21 protein-coding genes and 1 tRNA gene are annotated in these 22,827 nt (G+C 67.6%); 4 read left to right on the forward strand and 18 right to left on the reverse strand.

Going from position 1 to position 22,827, the window contains the following annotated elements:
* Positions 1-75: 75 nt before the first annotated feature.
* Positions 76-147, forward strand: a tRNA-Arg gene (locus tag GUY61_RS14055).
* A gap of 673 nt (positions 148-820) precedes the next feature.
* On the opposite strand, the gene GUY61_RS14060 is transcribed toward GUY61_RS14055, so the two are convergent.
* From GUY61_RS14060 to GUY61_RS41530, 3 genes are read right to left on the reverse strand one after another with little or no spacing between them, the layout of a single operon-like run.
* The gene (locus GUY61_RS14060) at positions 821-2,194 is read right to left on the reverse strand and encodes a tyrosine-type recombinase/integrase (RefSeq protein ID WP_166630475.1); all 1,374 of its coding nucleotides are present in this window, start codon (positions 2,192-2,194) and stop codon (positions 821-823) included.
* The gene (locus tag GUY61_RS14065; RefSeq protein ID WP_166630489.1) at positions 2,191-2,361 is read right to left on the reverse strand and encodes an AlpA family transcriptional regulator; all 171 of its coding nucleotides are present in this window, start codon (positions 2,359-2,361) and stop codon (positions 2,191-2,193) included. Before GUY61_RS14065 ends, GUY61_RS14060 begins: the two co-directional genes overlap by 4 nt.
* Positions 2,361-2,894 (reverse strand): replication initiator, encoded by a 534-nt coding sequence (locus GUY61_RS41530; RefSeq protein ID WP_313896657.1) that lies wholly within the window; start codon positions 2,892-2,894, stop codon positions 2,361-2,363. Before GUY61_RS41530 ends, GUY61_RS14065 begins: the two co-directional genes overlap by 1 nt.
* On the opposite strand from GUY61_RS41530, the gene GUY61_RS14075 reads away from it, so the two are divergent.
* The gene (locus GUY61_RS14075) at positions 2,784-4,328 is read left to right on the forward strand and encodes an ISL3 family transposase (protein ID WP_313896658.1); all 1,545 of its coding nucleotides are present in this window, start codon (positions 2,784-2,786) and stop codon (positions 4,326-4,328) included. The genes GUY61_RS41530 and GUY61_RS14075 overlap by 111 nt on opposite strands.
* Here the strand turns inward: GUY61_RS14075 and GUY61_RS14080 are convergent, their stop codons facing one another.
* From GUY61_RS14080 to GUY61_RS14130, 11 genes are all read right to left on the reverse strand, one after another.
* Entirely contained in the window at positions 4,329-5,480 is a 1,152-nt protein-coding gene (locus GUY61_RS14080; RefSeq protein WP_243766449.1) for a replication initiator, read from the reverse strand.
* Between the two features lie 104 nt (positions 5,481-5,584).
* Positions 5,585-5,773 carry a hypothetical protein gene (locus GUY61_RS14085; RefSeq protein WP_166630476.1) on the reverse strand — a complete coding sequence of 63 codons (189 nt, stop codon included), beginning with the start codon at positions 5,771-5,773 and terminating at the stop codon, positions 5,585-5,587.
* 16 nt (positions 5,774-5,789) lie between these two features.
* Positions 5,790-5,972, reverse strand: a complete 183-nt coding sequence (locus GUY61_RS14090) for a mobile element transfer protein (RefSeq protein ID WP_166630477.1) — start codon at positions 5,970-5,972, stop codon at positions 5,790-5,792.
* A gap of 16 nt (positions 5,973-5,988) precedes the next feature.
* Positions 5,989-6,708, reverse strand: a complete 720-nt coding sequence (locus GUY61_RS14095) for a DUF2637 domain-containing protein (protein WP_166630478.1) — start codon at positions 6,706-6,708, stop codon at positions 5,989-5,991.
* 23 nt (positions 6,709-6,731) lie between these two features.
* A complete protein-coding gene (locus tag GUY61_RS14100; RefSeq protein ID WP_166630479.1) occupies positions 6,732-6,941 on the reverse strand; it encodes a hypothetical protein in 210 nt (69 codons plus the stop codon).
* A gap of 88 nt (positions 6,942-7,029) precedes the next feature.
* Positions 7,030-8,388 carry an FtsK/SpoIIIE domain-containing protein gene (locus GUY61_RS14105; protein ID WP_166630480.1) on the reverse strand — a complete coding sequence of 453 codons (1,359 nt, stop codon included), beginning with the start codon at positions 8,386-8,388 and terminating at the stop codon, positions 7,030-7,032.
* A gap of 5 nt (positions 8,389-8,393) precedes the next feature.
* A complete protein-coding gene (locus GUY61_RS14110) occupies positions 8,394-8,741 on the reverse strand; it encodes a hypothetical protein (RefSeq protein WP_166630481.1) in 348 nt (115 codons plus the stop codon).
* Positions 8,742-8,926: 185 nt separating this feature from the next.
* On the reverse strand, positions 8,927-9,748 hold the full coding sequence (locus GUY61_RS14115; RefSeq protein WP_166630482.1) for a protein phosphatase 2C domain-containing protein: 822 nt from the start codon (positions 9,746-9,748) through the stop codon (positions 8,927-8,929).
* On the reverse strand, positions 9,745-10,596 hold the full coding sequence (locus tag GUY61_RS14120) for a sigma factor-like helix-turn-helix DNA-binding protein (protein ID WP_166630483.1): 852 nt from the start codon (positions 10,594-10,596) through the stop codon (positions 9,745-9,747). Before GUY61_RS14120 ends, GUY61_RS14115 begins: the two co-directional genes overlap by 4 nt.
* A gap of 175 nt (positions 10,597-10,771) precedes the next feature.
* A complete protein-coding gene (locus tag GUY61_RS14125; protein WP_166630484.1) occupies positions 10,772-11,161 on the reverse strand; it encodes an ATP-binding protein in 390 nt (129 codons plus the stop codon).
* 93 nt (positions 11,162-11,254) lie between these two features.
* Entirely contained in the window at positions 11,255-12,094 is an 840-nt protein-coding gene (locus GUY61_RS14130; protein ID WP_166630485.1) for a helix-turn-helix transcriptional regulator, read from the reverse strand.
* 518 nt (positions 12,095-12,612) lie between these two features.
* Here GUY61_RS14130 and GUY61_RS14135 point away from each other — a divergent pair.
* On the forward strand, positions 12,613-13,167 hold the full coding sequence (locus GUY61_RS14135; protein WP_166630486.1) for a hypothetical protein: 555 nt from the start codon (positions 12,613-12,615) through the stop codon (positions 13,165-13,167).
* A 614-nt stretch (positions 13,168-13,781) separates the two neighbouring features.
* Here the strand turns inward: GUY61_RS14135 and GUY61_RS14140 are convergent.
* From GUY61_RS14140 to GUY61_RS14155, 4 genes are all read right to left on the reverse strand, one after another.
* Positions 13,782-16,709 carry a DEAD/DEAH box helicase family protein gene (locus GUY61_RS14140; RefSeq protein ID WP_208105962.1) on the reverse strand — a complete coding sequence of 976 codons (2,928 nt, stop codon included), beginning with the start codon at positions 16,707-16,709 and terminating at the stop codon, positions 13,782-13,784.
* The gene (locus GUY61_RS14145; protein ID WP_166630487.1) at positions 16,706-18,628 is read right to left on the reverse strand and encodes a site-specific DNA-methyltransferase; all 1,923 of its coding nucleotides are present in this window, start codon (positions 18,626-18,628) and stop codon (positions 16,706-16,708) included. Before GUY61_RS14145 ends, GUY61_RS14140 begins: the two co-directional genes overlap by 4 nt.
* A gap of 364 nt (positions 18,629-18,992) precedes the next feature.
* Positions 18,993-21,827 (reverse strand): type 2 lanthipeptide synthetase LanM family protein, encoded by a 2,835-nt coding sequence (locus tag GUY61_RS14150; RefSeq protein WP_208105963.1) that lies wholly within the window; start codon positions 21,825-21,827, stop codon positions 18,993-18,995.
* Between the two features lie 226 nt (positions 21,828-22,053).
* Entirely contained in the window at positions 22,054-22,254 is a 201-nt protein-coding gene (locus GUY61_RS14155) for a DUF6229 family protein (RefSeq protein WP_208105964.1), read from the reverse strand.
* 401 nt (positions 22,255-22,655) lie between these two features.
* On the opposite strand from GUY61_RS14155, the gene GUY61_RS41845 reads away from it, so the two are divergent.
* Positions 22,656-22,796 (forward strand): DUF6177 family protein, encoded by a 141-nt coding sequence (locus GUY61_RS41845; RefSeq protein ID WP_398955424.1) that lies wholly within the window; start codon positions 22,656-22,658, stop codon positions 22,794-22,796.
* The last annotated feature ends 31 nt before the right edge of the window (positions 22,797-22,827 follow it).

A 22,827-nucleotide genomic window follows, 5' to 3' on the forward strand; every position in this document is an offset into this window, starting at 1 on the left:
CCACAAACCCGTTCCTGATCACCCCTCGCAAGCTGGTAGGGTTCTACCCGTCGCCGCACACACCGCGCCGACAACGCCCCCGTAGCTCAGGGGATAGAGCAACGGCCTCCGGAGCCGTGTGCGCAGGTTCGAATCCTGCCGGGGGCACCCTTCACGAGGTGCCCAAAGACCCCGCCATCAGCGCTTTCGCTGAGAACGGGGTCTTCGCGTATGTGCAGGTGCATGCCGCCCAAAGCCGTCGTATGTCGAGGTCTGTGGACGAGGCGTGGACGGGATCTTGAAGCATCGCCGCAGGTGGGCCCTGCAGACAGTGAGGACCCACCAGCGCATGCGGCCCCTTTGCTCCGGCGGGTGCAGAGATCGCGGATGCCGTCGATGGGGGCAGCTCTTGGGCCGCCCAAAGGCCGCGTCGGCGACCAGCGACACCACGGGACCACGGGGAACTGGCGCGAGGGACGGATGAATGCACCCGCAGCGGCCAACTCAAGGGAGAAAGCCGGGAGCACCAGCAGTCTGACAAAACGCCGAACTAGCAGGTTTGCGGCGTTACACTCCGTGCGAGGGCGACGAGCCACGGACAATACGGAGGGGAAATGAGCGCGAGCGGGACCCGCACTTGCTCTTGGTGCGGCGAGGGAGGGCACGACAAGCGGACGTGCGATGTCCCCCCCAACGCTGGGAAGTGCAGCGTGTGCAACTTCCACGGGCACGACAAGCGTAACTGCCCGGACAAGTGAGGAAGCTTCACTGCAAGTAGGGCACGGAGCGAGAAAGGCCCCAGACAATATGTCTGGGGCCTCAGTGTTGAGGGCGGGACGCCTCACTCGTACTCGCGCAACAGGTCCTCGATCCGCCGGTTGGCAACGTCCTGCCGTCCGTCAAGGCACTTCGCGTAGCGGGTCAGCAGAACCTCGACGCTGTTGCCCGCACGCTCGGCCACCTCGGTCGGGTCGACACCGGCGTTGAGCCACGTCGACAGCGCCGAGTGCCGGAGGTCGTACGGTCGACTGGCGAGCGGCGAGGCCGCGACGGCCGGCAGGAGCGCGAGGAGCCGAGCCTCCTGCCACACCCGGTAGTAGGTCGAGGACGGGACGACCGAGCCCTTTTCGCTGAAGAACAGCCGCCCGTCGTCCGTCGTGCCGAAAGTGGCCAGATGCTCACGGAGCATCGCGACGAGATGGGGCGGGAAGGGCACCCGCCTTACATCCTCGGTAGGCCGGTTCTTCAACCCACGGTCGTCATGGGTCTCCCCCGAGTCGGTCCACTGCTTGCCGACGGACGGACGGGTCCGATGGAGCACCGCCGAGCCCCAGCCCTGCTCGGGAAGGTTCAGGTCCGTCTCGACCAGGCCGACCGCTTCCGCCGGCCGGAGGCCGCCGAAGTACATGGCGGCGAACAGACCCACGAGACGGCGACCACGGGCACGCCGGTACCCGCCCACGTAGGAAACCGCCGCCAGGAGGTTCCGCGCCTGCTCCGGGTTGGCGACAACGCGCGGATCGACCTGGTTAGACACCTTCGGCTTCTGCCAGCGGACAGCCGTGATGGGATTCTCACGCAGCTCCCCCAAGTCGAAGGCGTAGTTCGCGGCATTGACGAGCGTCCGACGCTTGCGCCGCACGGTTTCCGCCGCTGCCGCCGTGCCGTCGAGCTTGAGCTTCAGCGAGTCGAGGACCGCGCGGGCCGTGGCGGGCTCAGTGAGATCGGCCAGCGGCCGGGAGGCCTTGGACACCCAGTGGAGAACGTTTCGCATGTCGTCCGGAACTTCCCGATCGCCGGGCCCCGGCAGCACGAAGGCCCAGTTGCGCAGCGCCTTGCGGATCACCTCGTCAGAGGGCCGTCCGGGACGCTCGTCGAGAAGCTGCATCGTCACGCTGGTGAGCGATTCGTTGATGCCGTCCCGCGTGTTGGGCGCGGCGTACGGCCACTTCATCGCGAGGTATCTCAGGGCGAAGTCGTACCACGACAGGGTCGGCTTCTGCTCCTCCAGCGAGGCCGGGAGGCCGGACTCCGTGTCGAACTCCTCTCCGTCCCTCATGGCCCGCATGAGCTTGCTGCGGTAGTGATCGGCAAGTGCCTTGGTGCGGAACGAGTCGGAGTACACGTTGCCCGCCACGGACCAGCGGACGCCGTACGAGGGCGTCTTGGTGTCGCGCTTACGGACACCCCAGACCTTCACGTCGAGTGACTTCACGCCGCCGCCTCCAACTGTCGCAGCCACGTGGTGAAGTCACTTCGCCACACACGGAGTTCACCGTTCGGGAGCTTGAACGCCTCCGGTGCCTGCCCCAGCTCGCGCCAGCGGTAGAAGGTGCGGCGGGACACCCCGCCCAGCTCGGCGAGGATCTGCGGGACAGTCATCAGTTCGTCTCGTCGGCGTTCCACGCCGAGTCTCCTTCCGTTTCGGTGGTGTCCGGCTCGGTACCCGGTGGTGGGGCGCCGTGAGCGAGAAGGTGTTCCGCAGCGGTCAGGCCGGTTCCAGCGAAGCGCCAGTGGGCGAGGACCAGGACGGTGTCGGGATCGGGCAGCGGGTGGCCCGCCTCGGCCGCGCGCTCGCGTGCCTGGGCTTCGTTGTGGTCGGCGCGTTCCTGGCGGAGGGCGCCGAGGGTGACGGAGTAGGCGCGGGACTTGGTGGAGAAGTGGGTTCTGACAAGATTTTCGTGAGGGTGTTGAGGGTCTTTTGGCCGCTGGTGTCGTGTCAGTTGTGGTGCAGGCTGGTGGTGTGTGAGGTCTTGTTGACGACGCTGCTGCCGCATCTGGCCGCGGTGCGGGTCGAGGAAGTGGTGGCCGGAGAAGGGCTGTTGCGGATCGCCGCGCGGACGTGCGGGGGCGTGGTGGCTTGTCCGGGCTGTGGGGTGGCCTCGCAGCGCACGCACAGCCGGTATGTACGGCATCTGGACGACTGTCAGGTGGGTGGGCGCCCGGTGGTCATCGAGTTGTCGGTGCGCCGCTGGTACTGCGACACCCCCGGGTGTCCGCGGGTGACGTTCGTGGAGCAGGTGGCAGGGCTGACGGTGCGTTACCAGCGGCGTACCCCGCAGCTGCAGCACTTGTTGGAAGCGGTCGCGCTGGCGCTGGCCGGGCGGGCCGGGGCCCGGCTGGCGGCGCGGTTGCACCAGACGGTGAGCCGGACAACGCTGTTGAATCTGGTGATGCGGCTGGACGATCCGCAGCCCGCGGTGCCGACGGTGTTGGGGGTGGACGACTTCGCGCTGCGCAGGGGGCAGGTCTACGGCACCGTCCTGGTCGACTGCCTCGCGCGCCGGCCGGTCGATCTGCTGCCGGACCGGGAGGGCGCGACCCTGGCAAGGTGGCTGGCCGGGCATCCGGGAGTGGAGGTGATCTGCCGGGACCGTGGTGAGGCATACGGGGAGGGGGCTGCGGCCGGGGCGCCCCGGGCCGTGCAGGTCGCCGACCGCTGGCACCTGTGGCACAACCTGGTCCAGGCCTCCGAGCGGTGCGTGCGCCGCCACCAGGACTGCTGGAAGGAGCCCGACCCCGACCGACCGGTGGACGCAGTGCCCACCCCGGCCGAGCAGACCCGCCTGGCCGGACAGGTCCGTCCCCCGCATGAGCCCGAGGGCCGGTACGCCGAGCGCACCCGCACTCAGTACGCGGCCGTGCACCAACTGCGCGAACAGGGCTACGGGATCCGGGCCAGCGCCCGCCGACTGGGGATCACCCCGCGCCGGGTCCGGGTGCTGCTGCGCGCCGCCACCTGGCAGGAACTGGTCGCCGGCCGCTGGCAGGGATGCCGCAACCGGCTGGACCCGTTCAAGGAGTACCTGCACCAGCGGTGGGCCGAGGGGCAGACCAACCTGGTCCAACTGCACGCCGAGATCGCAGCCCGCGGCTACCCGGGCAGCTACAACAGCCTGTGCGCCTACTTCCGGCGCTTCCGCCAGGTCAAGGGGCGTTCACTCGCAGGCCCGGGCCCACCGGGCATCCGCGAGGTCACCGGTTTCATCACCCGGCACCCCGACACCCTCGACGACGACGAAAAGCGGCAAAGGGAGGCGATCCTGGCCCGCTGCCCGGAACTGCAGGCCCTGTCCGGGCACGTCCGCGCCTTCGCCCGGATGCTCACCGACCTGTCCGCGCACGAGCTCCCCGACTGGCTCACCGCCGTCCGCCGGGACGACTTCCCCGACCTGCACAGCTTCGCCCGCGGCATCGAACACGACATAGACGCCGTCACCGCCGGACTGAGCCTGCCGTGGAGCTCGGGCGTCGTGGAGGGCCACATCAACCGGATCAAGATGCTCAAGCGGCAGATGTTCAACCGGGCCGGCCTCCCGCTCCTGCGCAAACGCGTCCTACTCACCTGATCACAACCGCGCTCCACAGCGCCACGAAAATCTTGTCAGAACCGAGAAGTGGCCGCGGAAGCCGAGCATGTGGGCCCACTTGCGCAGGCGGAGTTCTTCGAGTTCGGGGCGGGTGCCGAGATGCCAGCAGGTGAGGATCATCCGGCGGGCGTGGTCGGTGACCTCGGCGCCGATCAGGTCGGTGATCGGGTTGCGGATGGGCCGGTCGAGCGTGCCGGTGGCGCTCTCGGCCCCCTTGGTCGCGTACTTGGCGATGTACGCGGCCACGGCCCGACTGGTCAGATCGGAGGCGCCGGCGAAGTCGGCCGAGCGGATGGGCCGGATGTCGAGCTGGACACCGAAGCGAAAGGCGTGGGCGCGGCCGTCGAGGACCGGGCCGGGCGCCTCGGCATCACGGGCCGCCGAGTGGATCGCGTCGGCGAGGAGTTCGGTCGTCGCCCAGGCCGGCGGGGTGTCCTCGGCCCCGTCCGGGCCGTCGAGGCGGATCACGGCGTGGAAGTGGACGGCGCCGCGCCGCTGGTACTCGGCGACCTTGGCGTACGAGACCTTCAGCGAGTGCCGCAGTGCCGAGCGGCTGATGCCCGCGCGGGAGGCGAGTTGCTGGCGCAGGTAGGTGGTGAAGCGGCCCCACAGCGCCCCGGCGTGCGCGTTCCACAGAACGGCCGCGCGGTAGTCGTACCGCTCGGGGTCCAGCGGCGTGCCGAGGGCAGGGTCATTTTCCGGGTGGAGGCGTCCACAGCGGCAGCGGCCGCCGCCGGGCCGGTTGTGCACGGGCCCGAAGGAAGGGGCGGTGAAGGTGGCGAAGACGCGCGGATGTTCGGCGACGGCCGGGCCGATGCCCTTGCCGCCGCTCAGGCCCGCGGTGACGAGGTGGAAGGTGTCGCGGCGGTAGACCTCGGCGCAGGCGGCGCACCGGGTGGCGCGGCGGTTGCCGCAGCGGATCAGCAGTTGCCCGGCCGGAAGGTGGCGGTCGGCGATCTCGCGGACGATCTCACCCGTGGTGGCGTGAACGTCGAGGCGGTAGCCCTCCATCCGTACGGGCCGTTCGCAGCCGCCGAGCCGCTGGATCTGCCGGGCGTAGGCGCTGAGGTCACCGTGCCGGGCGAGGGAGGCGAGTTGGCGGATGGCTCCGTCGGGAGCCGGGGTGTGCATGTGCGGGTTCCTCCGTGAAGTGGTGGCGAGGTGGGGGCCGACCTCCACCCGTCCAGGGGGCTAGACAGTGTGGGCAGGCGAAGGCCGACGAGGAGCTGGAGCGGTCAGGGGTTGTTGACGGCGCCGACGCCGAGTTCCGTCAGGGCGGTGAGCACGGGCGCGAGGACGGTCCCGGAGAGCAGGAAGCCGAGCAGCACCAGGGCGACGACGACCCAGACGCGGACGCCGAGGAAGCGGACGGCTAACCAGGCAAGGGCTGCCAGGACGAGGACGAGCGGGAGGTTCACGGTCACGGGAATCGCCTTCCGGTCAGCGGGGCGAGCAGCGGTGGGTGCGCGCTGCCAGCTCGGCGGGGGCGCGGTTGTCGTACTCGGCGGTGAAGTCGCAATTGGGTGCGGTGCAGGCGGCCAGGTGCCGGACCCGGCCGCGGACGAGATACGAGGCGACGCGGACGGGGCCGATGCGCCGGACGTTGCGGAAGATCGGGGGCATGGCGGGCAGTCCTTTCTCAGAGGTGGGCGGCGACGGAAGGTGTCATGGACGGGGGCAGGCCGAGCCGGGCGCGTACGTCGTCGGGGTCGGCCGGGCGGCCGGTGCTCGCCCGGTATTCCTCGGCGAGGGCCCGGACCCGCTCGACGAGGGCCGGCGGCAGCGGCACGGCCGGAGCGGGCACCGGCACAGGCACCGAGTCGGGCACGGGGCCGGGATCCGAGGCGGTCACGGGGTCGGGTGAAGGCGCGGGCAGCGCATCGAGGCCGGGAGCGTCGAGCGCCGGTTCCGGGACGAGGCGCGGTTCCGGGTCCGCCTCGGCCACCACAGCCGCCGCAGTCTCAGGTGCCGCTGGATGGGTGATGCGCGGCGTGTGGGCCAGGAGGGTTCCGCCGAAGAAGGCGACGGCGGGCCAGCCGGCCACCACGATCCGCAGTGACGCGGGTACGTCGTCCAGGTCGAGGAGCCCAGCGGTGGCGACGTTGGCGCCGAGGGAGGCCGCCAGCGCCACCAGGAACCACAGGCGCGGTCCCCCGGCGGCCAGGCCCGCTTTCTGCTGCTCGCGCATCCGACGCCAGGCGGCGACCAGCAGCAGGTCGACGCTGACCGGGTAGGCCCACGCCTTCCATCCGCTCTGCCCGGCCGCCTCGGCGAGGTCGTGCAGGTGGGAGAAGGACAGGGCCCCGGCGATGACGGCCTGGACGATCACGGCGTCCACGCGGGCCAGTTGGGCGCGCATCGGCACAACTCCTCGTCGAGTGCTCAGCTGTCGGCCTTGAGCGCGTCGGCCCGGGCCCGGGCGAGACGGGCGACCTCGGCCGCTTCGGTGTCACCGGGCGTGTGGGCGGCGATCCGTTCGAGGAGGTCCGCCTTGCGGCTCATCAACTCGGCGTAGTCACCAGCTGCGTTCGTCCGGTACACGGCCAGGTCGGCGAGCAGGGCGGACACCTCGGAGATGGAGGGAGCGGGCATCGGATTCCTTTCCGGCTTCAGGCATCGGAGGGGTAGGGACCTGGCGCGAGGCGGTCACGCCGACCGTGGGCAGGGAGGGGAGGCCCGGCTACTCGGCGACCGGGCGCGCGGTGGCCGCGGGAGCAGGCGACGCCGTGGGCTTCATGGCGACGGCGGGCCGGAAGGAGTCGAGCCGGGGCAGGTCCGGGACCAGGCCGGAGGTGTCGCGGCAGACGGCCGCCGCGTCGTCGAGGGACAGGTGGGGCGAGCGGACGCGGGACCAGCCGCCGGAGGAGTCACCGACGACGGCGACGCCGGGCCGTTCGGCCGGGATGGAGGTGGCGGCCAGCGCCGCCTCGGGTGAGATGTCGGCGAGCGCCATGTTGGCGGAGGACTCGTCGTTGACGCGGTGGCAGACGCGGCCGGTCAGCTGGGCCCGGAGCATGGTCGCGCCCTTGCCGAGTTCGGAGCCGAAGCGCTGCCCGCACACCTCCAGGTAGATCCCGGCCGCGCGGCCGAGCTGGGCCAGCCGGATCAGCTTGGTCACCATGGCGTCCCGCCGCTTCTCGTCCTCCTTGCCCGCGGCGAGGAAGAGTTCCGCCACCTCGTCCACGACGACCACGACCGGCACCGGCCGCACCTCTTCCGGCAGGCCCCACACGTCCGAGGTGAGCACGGCGTCCGGTCCGGCCACGCCCGCGAGGCCGATCGAGCGGAACCGTGCCTCCATCTCGCCCAGCAGCGCGTCGAGGAGGTCGTTCGCCCGGTCCGGCGTATCGGCGAGGGCCGACAGCCGGGACGCGAACGGGGCCAGCTCGACGCCCCACTTGCAGTCGATGCCGACCAGGGCGACCGGTTGCCGTGCCAGGGCGCACAGCAGGTTGCGCAGGTACACGGACTTGCCGGACTGCGTGGCGCCGAGGATCAGCTCGTGCGGCACCGTGCGGAAGTCCCGCACGTGCCACTGTCCGTCCTCCCGTAGGGCCAACGGAAGGCACAGCGGAGCGGACCGCAGCCACCGCCGCGCGGGCCGGACCTCGGCGAGCACGTCCCAGCCGACGAGCCGCAGTTCCAGCCGGCCCGGCTTGGTCGGGCGGACGTGCACGGCGTGCGCGCCCCAGGCGTGCCGCAGCCGGTCGGCCGAGGCGGTGAAGTCCTCAGGAGCCTGCCCGGCCGCCATGCGCAGCCGCAGCACCAGGCCCGATCCGGTCGGCCGCGGCAGCGACCGGCGAGGCGGTACGGGAGCCGCCTGCCGCCCCAGCATGCGGGCGGTGGCCCGGCGTACTGCCGAGGCCGGGACCGTCAGCCCGCAGGCGTCCATGGTGGCCCGGTAGGAGGCGACCACCCGGAAGGCGACGACCGGGTATCCGACGAGCCACCAGAACGCCAGCGGGAAGCGGCGGCGCACGACCAGCAGCGCGGCCAGTGCCACCAGGACCAGGACGAGCGTCCAGACGTGATCGGTCATGGTGATCAGCCCGCCACCGGCGCGGGAGCGCTGATCATGACGGCCTCGGCCCGGTAGGCGATGCCGTGGCGGGCGCGGCCGCCGAACTCGCTCTCCCAGGGCCGGGCCACCAGGCCAGACAGGAAGACCGGAGCGCCCATGACCAGGCCCTCCCCCACGCCCTGCTCGGGAACGGTCACCTTGATCATGTCCGAGCCGCCCTGGGCGATGAACACCAGCTCCAGGACCATGAGCCGCTGGTTGGTCACCGGGTCGACGGCGACCTCTCCGGTCTGACGGTCCCTGACCTTGACCTCGGGCAGCTTCGTGACGAGGAGCGTCGCGGACGAAGTGTCGACGGGAATGACACGCACGGCGTGAACCTCACTGTTCTTCGGCGCCGAGCTTCCCCGGCCCCGATCCGAAGTGGATACCCCCCTAGACAGCAAGGGGAGTGCCCCACCTAACTGTCTAGGGGGGTGGACGACTACCGTAACCCGACGACCCATCAACTGTCTAGAGGGGTATACGAGCGGCGATTCGGCGAGCCGCGGAAGCCCTACGCGAACGACCAGTGAAGGGCGGTCGCGTCGTCCTGGGCTTTGCCGCGCGGCCAGCGCCGGCCCTCGGGGTCTGCGGCCTCCGCTTCCCGGACCTGGCGGATCAGCTCGTCGGGATCGGCGGAGTCGAGGAGGGCCACGACCTCGGCCCAGGAGGCGAGCGCGAAGCGGTCGACGAGCCGGGTCGCCCCGTCGCTCAGAAGCGACACGGAGGCGAGCGAGGCGAGCGGCGCCGAGCCCGTGAACGCATGCCGGGCCGCTTCGGGATCGGGGCCGGCGATCCAGAAGCCGCCGGACCGGTTCCGCAGGCCCGTCAGTGCTTCCCGGTACTGGGCCAGTGCCGCCGCATGCTCGGGCGAACCGGTCGGGAACTGGTCCACGGGACCGCGCAGTTCCTTGCTCGCTTCGTCCAGGCGCCGGTCGGTGACAACGGCACAGTCCCCGTTCCGCTGGGCCAGGAGGACGGCGGAGTCACCGAGCGCCAGGTACTCGAGCATCCCGTCCCGGGCCCGGACGGCGACGACCGTACTGGTCGGACTCGCACGGTAGGTGAGATCGCAGGTGTCCCCGTGCAGGGAACGCACCTCGGCGATGGCGTCGGCCAGGCAGTCGGCGAGCGGCCAACCCGGGTGCGAGGTGATCGTACGCAGCAGGATCGCCCCCAGCGTCGAGGAGAACCAGGCAATTCCGTGCACGCACCCGGTGGGAGCTCCCGCGACCCCGGCCCCGTCGAGGAGGACGGCGGCACCGGGCCCCGCGGCGGCGAAGTCCTCGTTCTCCCCGTCCGCGGTGGCCGGCCACGAGCCGAGGGCGAGCCTCACGCCGTCGTCTCCTCGTCGTGGCGGTAGAGGGGGCAGACGAGTTCGACGGATCGCGGCTCGCTGGTCTCTGGGTCGTACTCGACGCCCACCAGCGTGGAGAACCGGTGATCCCCGACCTGGCCCCACAATGCGCCCAGGTCGGAGGCGAGCAGCTGCACGACGCCGAGCGAGCCTTGCGTGTGGATACCGGCGATGGCCAGCAGCGAGCCCTTGCCGTCCGGGCGAAGCAGCCGGCCGAGGTAGCCCACGTCGTACGGACGGGCCGGGTCACTGTCCTGCCCGGACCGGTACACCGTCCCCGTTCGCCGGTCCACGACGGTCCACGGCCCGTCTTCCGCCCTCTCCCAGCTCAGTACGGGGTCCTGGGCGTAGGTGTCCCACATCGCCTGAGACATGCGCGGCCCGCAGACGACGACCAGGCCGCCGCGGTTGAGGTCGATCTCTCCGCTCACCGGCACGTGCTCGGACGTCACGTCGAGACCGTAGGACCGGGCCAGGTCCTCCAGCCGTTTGCCGGAACTGACGTCGTCCACGGCGACGACCGTGCGGCCGCGTTCGTCGTCCCGCCGAAGCGGAGTCGCGATGGTGACGGCCCCCGTACCGAGGAAGGCCCCTTCCGGCGCCGGGCCAGTGTGCCGGATCTGATGAATCCGGCCGCGGCTCAGCCCTGCCTTCTCCGCGATCTGCGCATACGAGAGCCCTTGGGCGTGCAGGTCCTGCACCACGCGACGGCGAAGCCGGGCGAGCTCCGTCACCTCCCGCTGCGCCTCGGCCAGCCGGTCCGTGACCTTGCGCAGCAGGAGGTACGGATCATCGATCGCCATGATCCGCTGCAACTCGTCCGACATCGCTTCACCTCTCAGCGTCACCCAAGAGTCTAGGGCCCTAGACGGTATGGGCGAGAGGCGAAGGCCCGAGCGAGCGCCTATGACGTAGAAGCCGGCCCTGCGACGAGGGACACCCCGGGGACTCACCCGTCGACGCCGCGACGTCGACGGCCGCCAGGTCGCACGCGAGCCGTGCTCACGCGCTCTCCCAGGCGAAGTCGGCCCACACGCGGCTTCCGTCGGGGGTCGTGACCGCGCCCCAGTCCTTCGAGCAGGCCGCCACCATCATCAGCCCCCGGCCCCCTTCCTCGTGGCTGGTCACGTCGCACATCTGCGGAACCCTGTCGCCGCCCTGGTCCTTCACCTGCACCCGCAGCCGGTCGTCCCGGAAGCCGACGGAGACGAGGAACCAGCCGCCGATCTCACCGCTCTGCGTGTGCTTTACGGCGTTGGCGGCCAGCTCCCCCACGACGAGCACCGCGTCATCGGCGCCGCTCCAGCCGTGGAGTAACGCGGCGACGAAATGACGCGCCTCGGCCACCTGTTCGGGCAGGCCGGGGAAGGCACAGGACCACTTTGTGAACACGATAACACTCCTCGTCTAGAGGGCTAGACACCGATGAGGAGCAGAGTATTCCTGCGATCGAGAGCGATCCAGGCATCTTGAGGAATTATTCCTCTAACGGGTGGCTGAGTCCGCCAGACCCCGGAACTCCTTCATCACCCGCAACAGCAGTTCCCGCACCTCGGCCCCGAAGACCGCCGCACCCTCGAACCGGGCGAACTGCTCCTCGTACGCGGCAAGGTCGTCCGGCTCCACCGACACCCGCTCGCCCCGGAAGGCCTCCACCACGACGGCCCGCCGGTCACACAACGTGAATCCGTGACGAGGCATCAGCGGCACCGGCCGATCCCAGGGGATCACCCCGAGCCGTACAGTGCTCAGGCTCTCGACCGCCAGCAGCCGATCGAGCTGGGCCAGCATCAGCGCCGGCGTCCCCGGCCAGGTCCGCAGGACGGCTTCCGTCAGCACGAACACCGACTCCCGCCCCGGCTCGTACAACACGCTCTGCCGCTCGACACGGGCAGCGACAGCCCGGCCGACCGCCTCAACGTCCACCCTCGGGGCACTCTCAAAGACGTGCCGGGCGTACTCGGCACTCTGGAGCATCGCCGGCAGGACAATGCACTGGAACGAACGCACCAGCCGAGCGCCCCGAATCGCCTCATCCAGCGTCGCCCCTGCGGAGCCATCACCATCGGAGTCCGCCGCAGCCTCCACCGCAGCCAGCAGCTCACGAACTTCATCTCGGGTCACTTCATCGACGCCCAGGGCGCGAGACAGCCGGTCGAGGACATCGAGACTCGGGACCATCCGCCCGTTCTCCACCTTCGACACCGTCGGCTGCCCCACACCGGCCCGCTGAGCCAGCACAGCACCCGTCACACCGGCATCGGCCCGCAGAACCCGAAGCCTTGCCCCGAGGGCCTTCAACCGCTCCTGCCGCTCACTCCCCATACCCAGGGTTCTACACCACGAGCCAGCAGCCGCCCGGCCACGACAACTACCCCCAACCCGAGCGTGATTCAAACCTTCCCTAAGGGTTCAAGCCCCGGCTCTGGCTGCGCCCTCGCTCCTGCCTTCGGCCCGCTCGGCGCTGCCGCCGCCGAGGCGCGCCCACAGGTGGATAAGGCCCGTGGCCATGAGTCGATCACCGCATAGCGCGGCAACGCTCAAAGCAGTGCCTCCGGCGGGGGCGCTCAGGCTCCGAGATGGACGGGGCGCCATTCGCGAGTGCCGGCTGAGTTGTGGCGTGCGCGAGGAGCTCCCATCCCGTCTGCCGTCGACCCAGGCAGAGCCGAGCAGACGCGGCCCATGGCGTCCAGGTCGTTCGTACAGTGGCGCGCTCCACCTGGACGCCATGAACCACGCCCGCTCCACGGTGTGTGGGTCGACGGCAGACGGGATGGGAGCTGAGGGCGAGTGGTGGTGAAGAAAGCCACCCGCGCGCAGGCTGGTGTACCTAGCCTGTTTCGATGAACGAGATCGACTGGGGGGACGCCCCAACGTGGGTAGGAGCGATCTTTGCCGCACTTGCGGCTGGTGCGGCTGCCTGGACGCTTAAGAGCCAGCGAGACCAGATCCGAGAACAGCGCGAGTTCATCGCGCAGCAAGCTGAGGTCCTCACCGTGGAGCGAGACGTGCTGCTCCTGGAGCGGAAGGAGCGCACAGAGCGTCAGGCTCGCGGAGTCCGACTCAGCGGCCATCGCTTCGAAGGAATCATCTCAGCTGATGACCAAGCCGCATCGGTGCTTGTACACAATGAGAGCGAAGCCGAAATCCAGGAAATAAAGGCCGACTTCGGTCATCTCGGCCCAGCGGTTGGAGCCTGCGAGTGGGGAGAGCTAGGGTCCGGCGAACAGCTACCTCTCACAGTTCCCGTGCTGAGCCGTGGCTCTTCGTGCTACTTCCAGGCCCGTGAGTGGAAGGAAGACGACCACCCGAGGAACTACGTGCCTCGCGTTTCCTTCACCGACTCGCATGGTCGTCGCTGGTGCCTCGCTGGGGACAACCTCACTTCGGTGCAGTAACGCCTACGCGTGCCCCTACCATGCCCGATCGAGCGGGGAACACCGGGGAACGGCAGTCACTCGCGGACAGTACGCAGCAGGACGGCCCCTGACCGTTCTACCTGGTCAGGGGCCGTTCACCTGCGGTGGGTGTGGGATTTGAACCCACGGTGACTCGCGCCACGACGGTTTTCGAGACCATCTCATGGTCGACTGTAGTAGTCGAACACTCGACTGCGTTCGCGCTCCCAACTCCAATCGGAGTCAGTGCGATCGAACGGCGCTGACTTGGCTAGCTCGAAGAACTGACCGGATGGCTTCCCGGTTGCCTTGTTAACAACAAGAGCGGAGAGCATCGGGGCGCCCCGCGTGTGCTCACGATGGCAGACCTCAGCCAGGAGTTCACTCATAGCCCTAGAGCGATGGTGAACGGAGTGACCGGCCTCCTTCAGCTCGGCACTCAACGCGCTGTACCAGCCGTTGATCCGCCCCTCACGCGCCCACCGCTGCAGAATCGCAGTCATCTCATCCAACGCTGCATCGTACTCCGCCGTGCCTCGTCTCATATGCCCCCCAAGTCGAAGACACGCGACCACACCTGCAACGTGCTGTACGGCCCGATTTTTCCTGAAGCGTTAGAACATTGTCTCCTGGGCTGGCTTATCTGCCCGTCGCAGACGTGCGTAGTCAAGCAGCTCGGTAGCCCGAACATTTTTGGCTTTCCATTCACGTACGATGGTTTCCCCAAGCAGAACATAATGCCATTGAAGATCGCCCCGGAGGTGATCTGGCAGTTGGTTGAGCTGTTCACACCAGGCCATAGCAGCCCGCTGCTTACGCTTGACATTCTCATCACTCAGGGCCGACTGCGCCTTCGTTTCGACGATATACATGTCGGTGTCTGTGCGCACTAGAAAGTCCGGCGAGTACTGCGCAGGCATACCGTCCGCTTTGAGGTACGGACGACGCAGGAAGTCATGACGGTACTCATGAACCTTGAGCAGCGCCTGTACCCGGGAATCTTGATCAGCCCACTCGATGAAAAGTCTCTCCAGTCCGCCGCTCTTCGAAGGGATTGGAAGCTTCGGGTAAATACACTTCCTAACCTCGACGCTCGAACTGGTACGGACAGGGATGGTCTTGAACTCCGACAGAAGACGGTGTTGCACGATGGCCTGGGAGACGGCCTGGGTCTCCTGCACTTCGGTCAGCTTGGTGGCAAACACGCCAGCAATCTCGTGCGCAACATCATCCAGCAGAAGGACGCGCCAGTTCTCATCCTCAAGTGGATCGAACTCCTGCTTGAACATTCGCGAACGAATATAGGTGTTCAACCAGCCGGCCAGGAGCGGCTTGTAAGCCTGCATAATCGGGTACTGGCTAATCTCCTTGTACTTACCGGCGCTACTAGTAAGGTTACGACCCAGCGCCTCAGTGATTCGGATAGTCATACGCGAGAGATAATCGTTGTAGCCAGTGGCCGTGAGAATACCGCCATCGACGCGGTAATCGCCATACTGCGTTCCGGTCTGGGCGTCGTGTGACACGAAACGGTCACCTTGTCCGATCTGCCGAATCAACCAGTCAACTTGGTACTTGCTGACAGGAAGAGCCATCGGGTCGACGCTTGGTTGCTTCAACTCCTCGTCGGCGTCCCTGATGATGACCGGAATCTCGAAGTCGTAGGCCTGGTATCCCGCCTTAAGGTCCACGTTTTCCAAGTCACCGGTGGCGTCTGTTGAGTCGGCTTCGTCGCCCACCTCACCGACAAGTTCGCCACCGAGCAGATCCTCGTAAAACTGAGAAAAGGCCGGATGCTCAACGATGAACAGCACGTCAAAATAATTGGTCGGCTCATCACGACGAGCGATGCGCTCGCGGGTCTCTCGCTTGAGTTCATCGATGGCCTCGTTACCTCGCCACATAAGGCGTAGACCACGCCCGACGGTCTGCTCAAGCAGGATCGATGCCTCGGAAGAACGTAGAGGCACCACGACGCAAATATTGTTTACGTCAAAGCCTTCCCGGAGCATTAGCACCGAGATGATTACCTTGGGTTGCTTATGCCGGTCGACGTCGAAAAGGCGCTCACGGATGGGTTCCCAGTTCTTGACCCCCAATTCCGACTTACGGCCGGAGTCAACCCGGAGGATGTCATCCTGGGAAAGCCCAGTACTTTTCAGGAACTCCTCAACATGAGGTGTTACCGTGGTATCTTCGCAGATGACCAGAAGCTTCGGGTGCTTATTCGGGTCGGCCTGAGTGAACTGATTCTCGAGTATCTGCAGTTTCCTCAAGCCAGCCCTGAGCATGACGCGCTGACCCTCCGACAGGCCAGTTACCCGCTTCTGCTCGTCACGTTCGGCTTTGAAGTCCAGCGGCAGCGCGGCCACGTCTTTCCGCTTGTCCAGTGCCAATGCTTTGACCAGGCCGGCACGCATGGCAGACGTTAGATCGAAATCGACCACGATGTGCGGAAAATACTGACGGCCCTTCTTTCTGCCGGACCCTACTTCATTGTAAGGGGTCGCCGAAAAGTCCACTTGGATGAAGCGGGAGCCCTTGGTCGAGGCGATCTCGATAAGACTTTTCTGCCACTCGACGTCCGTGACCTCTTCAACTTTACGGACTTCATGGATGTGGTGAGCCTCGTCGTTGAAGACCATTAGATCCGGCAGGTCCTTGAGTGCTCCAAGCGGGCCGCCTCGCAGGTAGCTGCGGTCCAGGGCACTTAGGGCGTTTCCTGCTGCCGTCCCGGGGGTCAGGGGGAAGAGACTTTCCACGACCGCCTTAACGTCTACCTCTCGTCCGGGTGCGTCGATGTTGTCTTCGTCGACAAAATCCGGATCTTCTTCTCCCGCCAGCAAGTGCCAGTTGGTGATAGCGACCAAGCCAGAGCCAGTGACTTTCCGTCCAACCTCACCCTTGGTGACGATGGAAGACTGAAGGAACCCAAATACCGGCGTCCGATAGTTTTCCGGAACGAACAAGTCGCGTTGCTGATAAATATCGCTTGTCGTGAAGTCTCGATCTCCATCGATCATTCTACCCTGGAACGAATCCAGCAACCGGTCGTAAACAATCAAGCCGGGGGCCACAAGAAGAAAGTTACTGGTGAAACGCTCGTCTTCAGGGTTGGCAATCTTGTTGAGATACTGCCAGACCAGAAGAGCGTTCAACACCCATGTCTTCCCCGTCCCCGTGGCCATCTTGGCGGCATACTTAGGGTGCGCATGGCGATCACGGGTAACCTCGCCGAGCACGCCACCATCCAGCATCGCCTCCCCAGCGACGGCCTCATACAGCTCGCGTAGGCTCTTCGCTCCGACGACCTCATGAGCGTAAATGATGTGCAGAATCGCCGCCCGCTGCCCCTCGTGAAAGTTAAGGGTCCGCAGGTCGCAGTGATCTTGTTCGAACCAAAACTTAAGCAGCTCCGCCGTTGTAGGCGTCACCTGATTCAAAAGCTCAGGGCCACTGCCTGCAACCAGGTCGGGGATCTGGTGGCGTACAAGCTTCGAGAGCCCGGTCGCAAGCGGGAAGAGATCACGCTTCTGCATCATTGGACAACCTCAACACCATCGATAATGACCTCGGACTCAAAACCAAAGACATCCACTGCGCGTACACAGACGCGTCGCGGGCCGTCCACTTTCGGCAGTTGGAGTTGGGCCGTAGTGATCACACGGAGCGGGTCGTTGTTATTTTCAGTATTGCCCCTGTAGTCCTGCCAGACGGAGCGAAAAACCTCACCGTCATAGGCCGGGTCAACCGCCCAGTACTCGATCAGGGCCAGCGGCTCCTCATTCATGACCTTTTGCAAAGCCGAGCGGTTCTTCTCATCGAGGCTGATTGCCTCGGGAGAGAGCAAGATGTAGTTATGCAGGTCCACGGTCAATTCTTCGCCATCTGCGACACTCACGCGTGAAGAAACTGCCGCCTCCAGATATTGGAGGCTTGAGAAGCGAACTTCCCCGGCAAGCTTGTCTAGCCCCTTCTTTTTCAGACGGTCAAGCAGATCCGGTGGAATGACCAGAACTTCAAGTTTTGGATCCTGCAGAAGTGCGATGTCCTGCCCAATGCCGGCCGAGAAGTTCCAGCCCAGCACGATGACCTTGTCGAATCCTCCAAGCTTACTGTCGCGGTAACCCTGAGCGCGCCGGAGCGTGGAAATGGTCGTGAGCTTAGACGGGCTATCGGCAAAAACCAATGTGCGGGAGTTGGGCAGGCGGCCAAGGCTACCGTTGACGTTTTCCTCAGGTGGAAGCGGAAGCGCACCGAAGAGGTCTAGCACCACCTTGGCAAGGTCACCCACTCGGAACGACCGGCCGAGTGTCGAACGGGCCTGCTCTACTTGGTAGTCGCCAATGGCCTGATACAGGAACGGCTTGGCATCCTGATCGATTAGACGCTTACGGGTGATCATCGCGGAGGGCTTGCCCAGGTCAGACGCGATCCAACGTCGACCAAGACGCTCGGCTACTGCAGCAGTCGTACCTGAGCCGATAAAGAAATCCGCGACTAGAGCATCCTCATTTGTAGTAGCGGATATAATCCGCTCTAGCAGCGTCTCCGGCTTTTGCGTGTTAAAGCGGAGGTTCTCGGTTTTGTCCGCAGGCTGGAGCATGGACAAGCGCCAGACATCGTCGACCGTTCGATGGGTCGAATCGATATAGACTACCTTTCCATTCTCATCTTTTGCGTTAACCAAAGCCTTTTTTTCACTCGACCAAACTCGCTTGATCTGGCGAATTGGCTTATCGCGTCGCTCCTTCTGCACGTTGAATGTGAAGTCGGGTCCCTTGCGGTAAAACATGATCAAGTCATGGTTGCGAGGGAACGTCCTAATGTTCCCTTGCATTTTGTTGTAGTACCACCAGATAATGTCGTTCACGAAATTTTCTCGCCCGAAAATTTCGTCAAGTACGATCTTCACGTAGTGGCCGACGTGCCAATCAAGGTGCACAAAAATTGAGCCCGTATCAGCAAGCAACTCACGCATCAGAACGAGACGCGGTGTGATCATTGCCAAATATGAGGCTGTTCCATCAGACCAAGTATCTGAATAGGCGAACTGTTCAAGGACAGTCGGCTTCTGATCTATTGTCGCGCCCGGGAGTGTGATGCTTCTGCGGTAATCAGCCTTGGAGTCGAACGGTGGGTCAATATAGATGAGGTCAATTTTGCCGCGAAAGCTCGGGGTTTCTTCATCACCAGCCAGGAGAGCAGCCATTGCCAACAGGTTGTCGCCGTAGATGAGACGGTTCAGGCTCTCACCACTTCGAGCGATGTCACCCCCAGCCTCGGCTTGCCGCGCCTGGCGAAACAGATCGAAGTTGGAGGAGTCTTTGGACGGGATGACCAGTTCACGCGTCTGCAGGGTCACCCGGTTCCGACCCTCCAGCTGCTCCAAGATCTGAGCTGCCTGCCGCTTGCCCGCAGCGACAATGCTCGGCAGCTGCTCCAGAAGCGACTTACCCACGTGCGTCCTCTCGCTCTCGCCGATGCTCTCGCCAGGGACCTTCCCCTGGTCGCGCCGGACGGGTCCGACCCTACCGTCGGAGAGGGCTACAGTCTTCGAGTCCGCCAAGGCGACCCCGGGACGGTGCGTGGGGCCTGTCGGCCGGCCCGGTCAGCAAGGCTGTCGGTCCCCCAGGCGGTTGACGGTCTCATGGGGGAGGCAAGGCCGTGGACTATGCGTGGACGGATCCGCTCGCAAGGGGCCCTCGTGAGCCGCTGACCTGGGGGGTAACTGCGCTCCGGCACGGCCTCCGGAGCCGTGTGCGCAGGTTTGAATCCCGTCCCGGACGCCTGCGCGATCGTGGGCGGGTCCGTACCTGGCGAGGTCAGTCGAGGAGCAAGGGGTTGGGCAGGTCGGCCGCGGGGTGCATGCGCAGGAGGGTGTGGAGGACGCCGGCGAGACCGGACATGAGGCTGGGTGAGAATGCCTCGCGGGCCAGGCCGCCGACCGGGCCCCGCTGTTCGAGGCCGGTGAGGATCTCCGCGTCGAGATCCGGCCGGTCGCCGGAGTCCAGCGACTTGAGGAACTCCCACAGACCGAGGTCGCCGTGGCACAGGGTGTGGCTCCAGCCGAAGCCCTCGGCGGCACAGGCGCGCGCGGCGCGCCGGGCCATGTCGAGGTGGGCGGGGTCGCCCGTGCGCCGGTACAGGTCGAGCATGCCGACACCGACCCCCGCGCTGCCGTGGCACCAGCTGGTGAAGAAGTCCTCCTCCGCGCCGGCCCGCGCGTCGAGCCAGTTGCCGTGCCCGGGCTGCCAGAGGGACTCCTGGTAGGCGAAGGCCCGTTCGGCGAGGTGGCTCCAGGCGCGGCGGTCGGCGGCGGAACCCGCGTCGCTGAGGGCGAGCCTCGCCAGGGCCCAGCCGATGCCGGTGGCGCCGTGGGCGAAGCCGCCGATGCCCTCGGGGTTGAGCCGGGTCGTCCAGCGGGCGCCGCTCGAGTCCTGGGTGGCCAGCCCGGCCAGTCGGCGTCCGATGTGCGCGGCGGCACCGAGCCAGCGGTCCTGCCCGGTCGCGGCGGCCAGGCCGAGCAGCGGGACGACGGCGCCGGCGGCTCCGTTGAGCAGGTCCACCTCGATGTCGTCCTCGACGAGCGGGCCCCGGTCCAGCAGCACGGCGCGTCCGGCCGCGCGTTCCAGCAGCCGGTCCTCCCCGAGCACCCGGTGCAGCGCCAGCCAGGTCCACACCTGGGACGCGGCACCGCTGAACGCCCCGGCGGACGGCGTCGGCGTCAGGTCCTCGGTGCCGATCAGCACCCGCAGCGCGCCGTCGAAGGTCTCGGTGACGCCGGGCACTTCGTCCGCCCGGCCGGCCCGCACCTCGGTCAGGTACTCCGCGAGGGTCAGCGCCACCCCGCCCTGCCCGGTGTAGAGGTCGGCGGGCAGCACCCTGATGGACCATCCGGCCGGGGTGAATACCGGGCTGATCCAGGTGACCGTGCCGTCGTCGCCGCGTACCGCCCCGTCACACAACTGCCGGACCATCCGCGCGGCCAGGGCCCGGCGGCGCCGCTCCCGGTCACGGGCGTGCGGATCCCGGGCGGGGGCCTGGACGCGCGCGGGCAGCGAACGCTCGTTGAGGTAGGCGCCCACCAGCGCGTCCTGGATCACCGCCTCCTCCAGCGGCAGATCGGCCGTACGCCAGTCCTCGACGGTGTCGCGTACGGCGGCCCGGTCCACGGTGAAGGTGAACATCGGTACGTCGCCGGCCAGCAGGTCCGCGATCTCGGCGTCGATGGCCGCGCGGTCGGTGGGCGCGCCGGGCAGCACCTCGGCGTTGCGCCGCAGGATGTCCCGGGCCCGGTCGACGGCCGCGGGCTCGTCGTGCAGCGACGCCGGGTGCCACAGCATCCGGCCGATGTCGACGTACGCCTGTGTCGGGCGCAGGATCCGGCGCGCCTGGACGCCTTCGAAGCGGCGCAGCAGCCGGTACGGGTCCTCGCCGGGCCGGCGCAGGTGGGCGGTCATCTCCCGGAAGCCGGTCAGGACGCGGTCCCAGTAGGCGCTCAGCACCGGGGCGGGGCTGGGGTGGTTGCCCGCGGCGGGCATCGCGACCAGGTCCACCTGGAAGCGGGCCGCTGCGGTGCCGCCGTCCGCGATCACCGGGTTCGGGATCAGCGGCTGCTGACCGGGCAGTGCCCCGACCCCGGAGATGTCCACCCCGCCGAGCGCGAAGCCGGTGCCGCGTACGGGCAGCAGGCCGGTCCGCAGCACGGTGCGGCGGATGGCCGTCGCCGCCACGTCCACCGCGTCGCCCCTGTTGCTGGGCGGGAAGGGGGCGGGGGCGTCGAAGAGGGTCTCTGCGTCCACGATCACCGGCACCGGACCGGCCGCGATCATGTTCTCGGCGTGCATATCGGTACCGCCGATGAAGCGGAGAACGGCCAGCCAGTGTCCGACGCCGCGGTAGAACGCGGCGAGTTCGGCCTCGTCGGCGCAGTACCGGTGGTGGATGAACTCGGCCCAGCCGTAGCCCTCGCGCGCCAGGGTCCGCGGCACCCGGATCCGCTCGTCCGGCGCCGGGGCCCCGGGGAAGTCCGCGAACAGCTCGTCCAGCAGGTCGCCGAGTGCCAGGTCGGCCCCGGAGGGCCGGGGTTTGTACATGACGCTTCCGGAGACGAAGTCGACCCGGCTGACGGTCAGGCCGCCACGGTGACTGTCGCCCGCGCCGAAGGTGACGGCACGTATCTCCCCGGCGGCTCCCCCCAGCAGCGGCCGGAGCAGGGACCGGTCCGCGGCCAGCCGTTGCGCGAAGCCCGCCGTCGCCGCCAGCCACAGCCGCGCCACCGACGCGACCCGCGGACCGAGCGTCGGGTACCGGCCGGCCAGCCGGTCGAGGTAGCCCTCCTCGGCGGCCTGCTCGATGAACGCGGCCCAGGTGTCCGTATCGGCCGGGGCCACCGAGCTCCCGGGGGGCCGGACGCCGCCCGCCGCCAGGCGCAGCGCGTGGAGCTCGATCAGGAACAGGCGGGACAGCTTCGCGTGCAGGGACCTGACCAGGGCGGTGTGGCCCGCTTCCAGCACCACATCCCGTTCCTCCCGGCCCAGGGCGCTGATGCCGGCCAGTCGCCGGGCCAGCTCCTCCCGCCATGGGCGGGCGGCGGTGCGTACGGGTGGGGTGAACCACTCCGTGTCGTACCCGTTCTCCAGCCCCGATCCGCTCACCGTCCGCCTTTCCCGTGCCGCCGTCCCGCGCCTTCCAGGGCGCCCGGAGGGAGCGTGGGGAATCATTTCGCCGGCCCGGACGGCACGGCCGTTCCCGGGTACGCGGGCGTCATGGCCCGGCGGTGGTTCCCCACACTCCTGCTGGTCGAACTCGAAGAGACCCCGCCCGGCGCGGGCACTCAGTGCTCAGCCACCCGCACCGGGGCTATCGGCCCGCCGTGGACGGTCAGCAGCAGAAACTGCCGTGCGAACCACTCGGGCTGGAGCAGAAGCCGTAGAGCGAGTCGCTCGGGTCGGTCAGCGCGGCCTCGGCCGCCGTTCCGCCGACGTAGAGAGGGCCGGCGGGGTTGGACTGGCCGTACGCGCTCTCGGCGCCCGACAGCCAGGCTTCGATCACGGTGGAGTGGGACACGCGGGTCTGGGGCATGGGTGGCCTCCGGACGTAGGGGGTTCGGGCGGATTGCCCAGCCCTGAGTATCGCGGTCCGCGAGCACACGTCAGATGACCGATTCGGCCACGTTCCTGTGGGCTTCCTGCGACGCCGCGCCACTCGTGGGCCGGATGAGAGGGCGTGCGGGGCGCACGACGGCGCCTGGCGCGCGGGGAGAGGCTCCGGCGCGCGGTTGGGCGGCGGCGCGGCGCGTGGCGGGAAGAAGTCTCCACAGCACGGGGCCATGTGGACCACAGCCGGCGTTCACCCCGTTCGGCTGCCGGTCCGACGCCGGTCCGACGCCGGCCGGCGGCCGGCCGGCGGCAACCGGTTCCACACGGCCTCCGGCCGCGCGGACCGGCACCCGCAGCTCCTACCGCACCGCGCGGGGGCTGTGAATTCCGTTAGCGTGCCACCCGTCGGCCGACCCCACGCCCAGACGCCTCGGTCCCCCGACCCGCCCCACTCTGCACTACCCCCTGGGAGACGGAACCGGCCCCGGGGCATGGTCCACCTTCCAGCAGCTCGCCCGGCACTGAAGGAGGCAGGGGACGGGAATGCCACCCCGCC

The sequence above is a fragment of the Streptomyces sp. GC420 genome (genome assembly GCF_009916105.1).
In the GTDB taxonomy this organism is placed as follows: domain Bacteria; phylum Actinomycetota; class Actinomycetes; order Streptomycetales; family Streptomycetaceae; genus Streptomyces.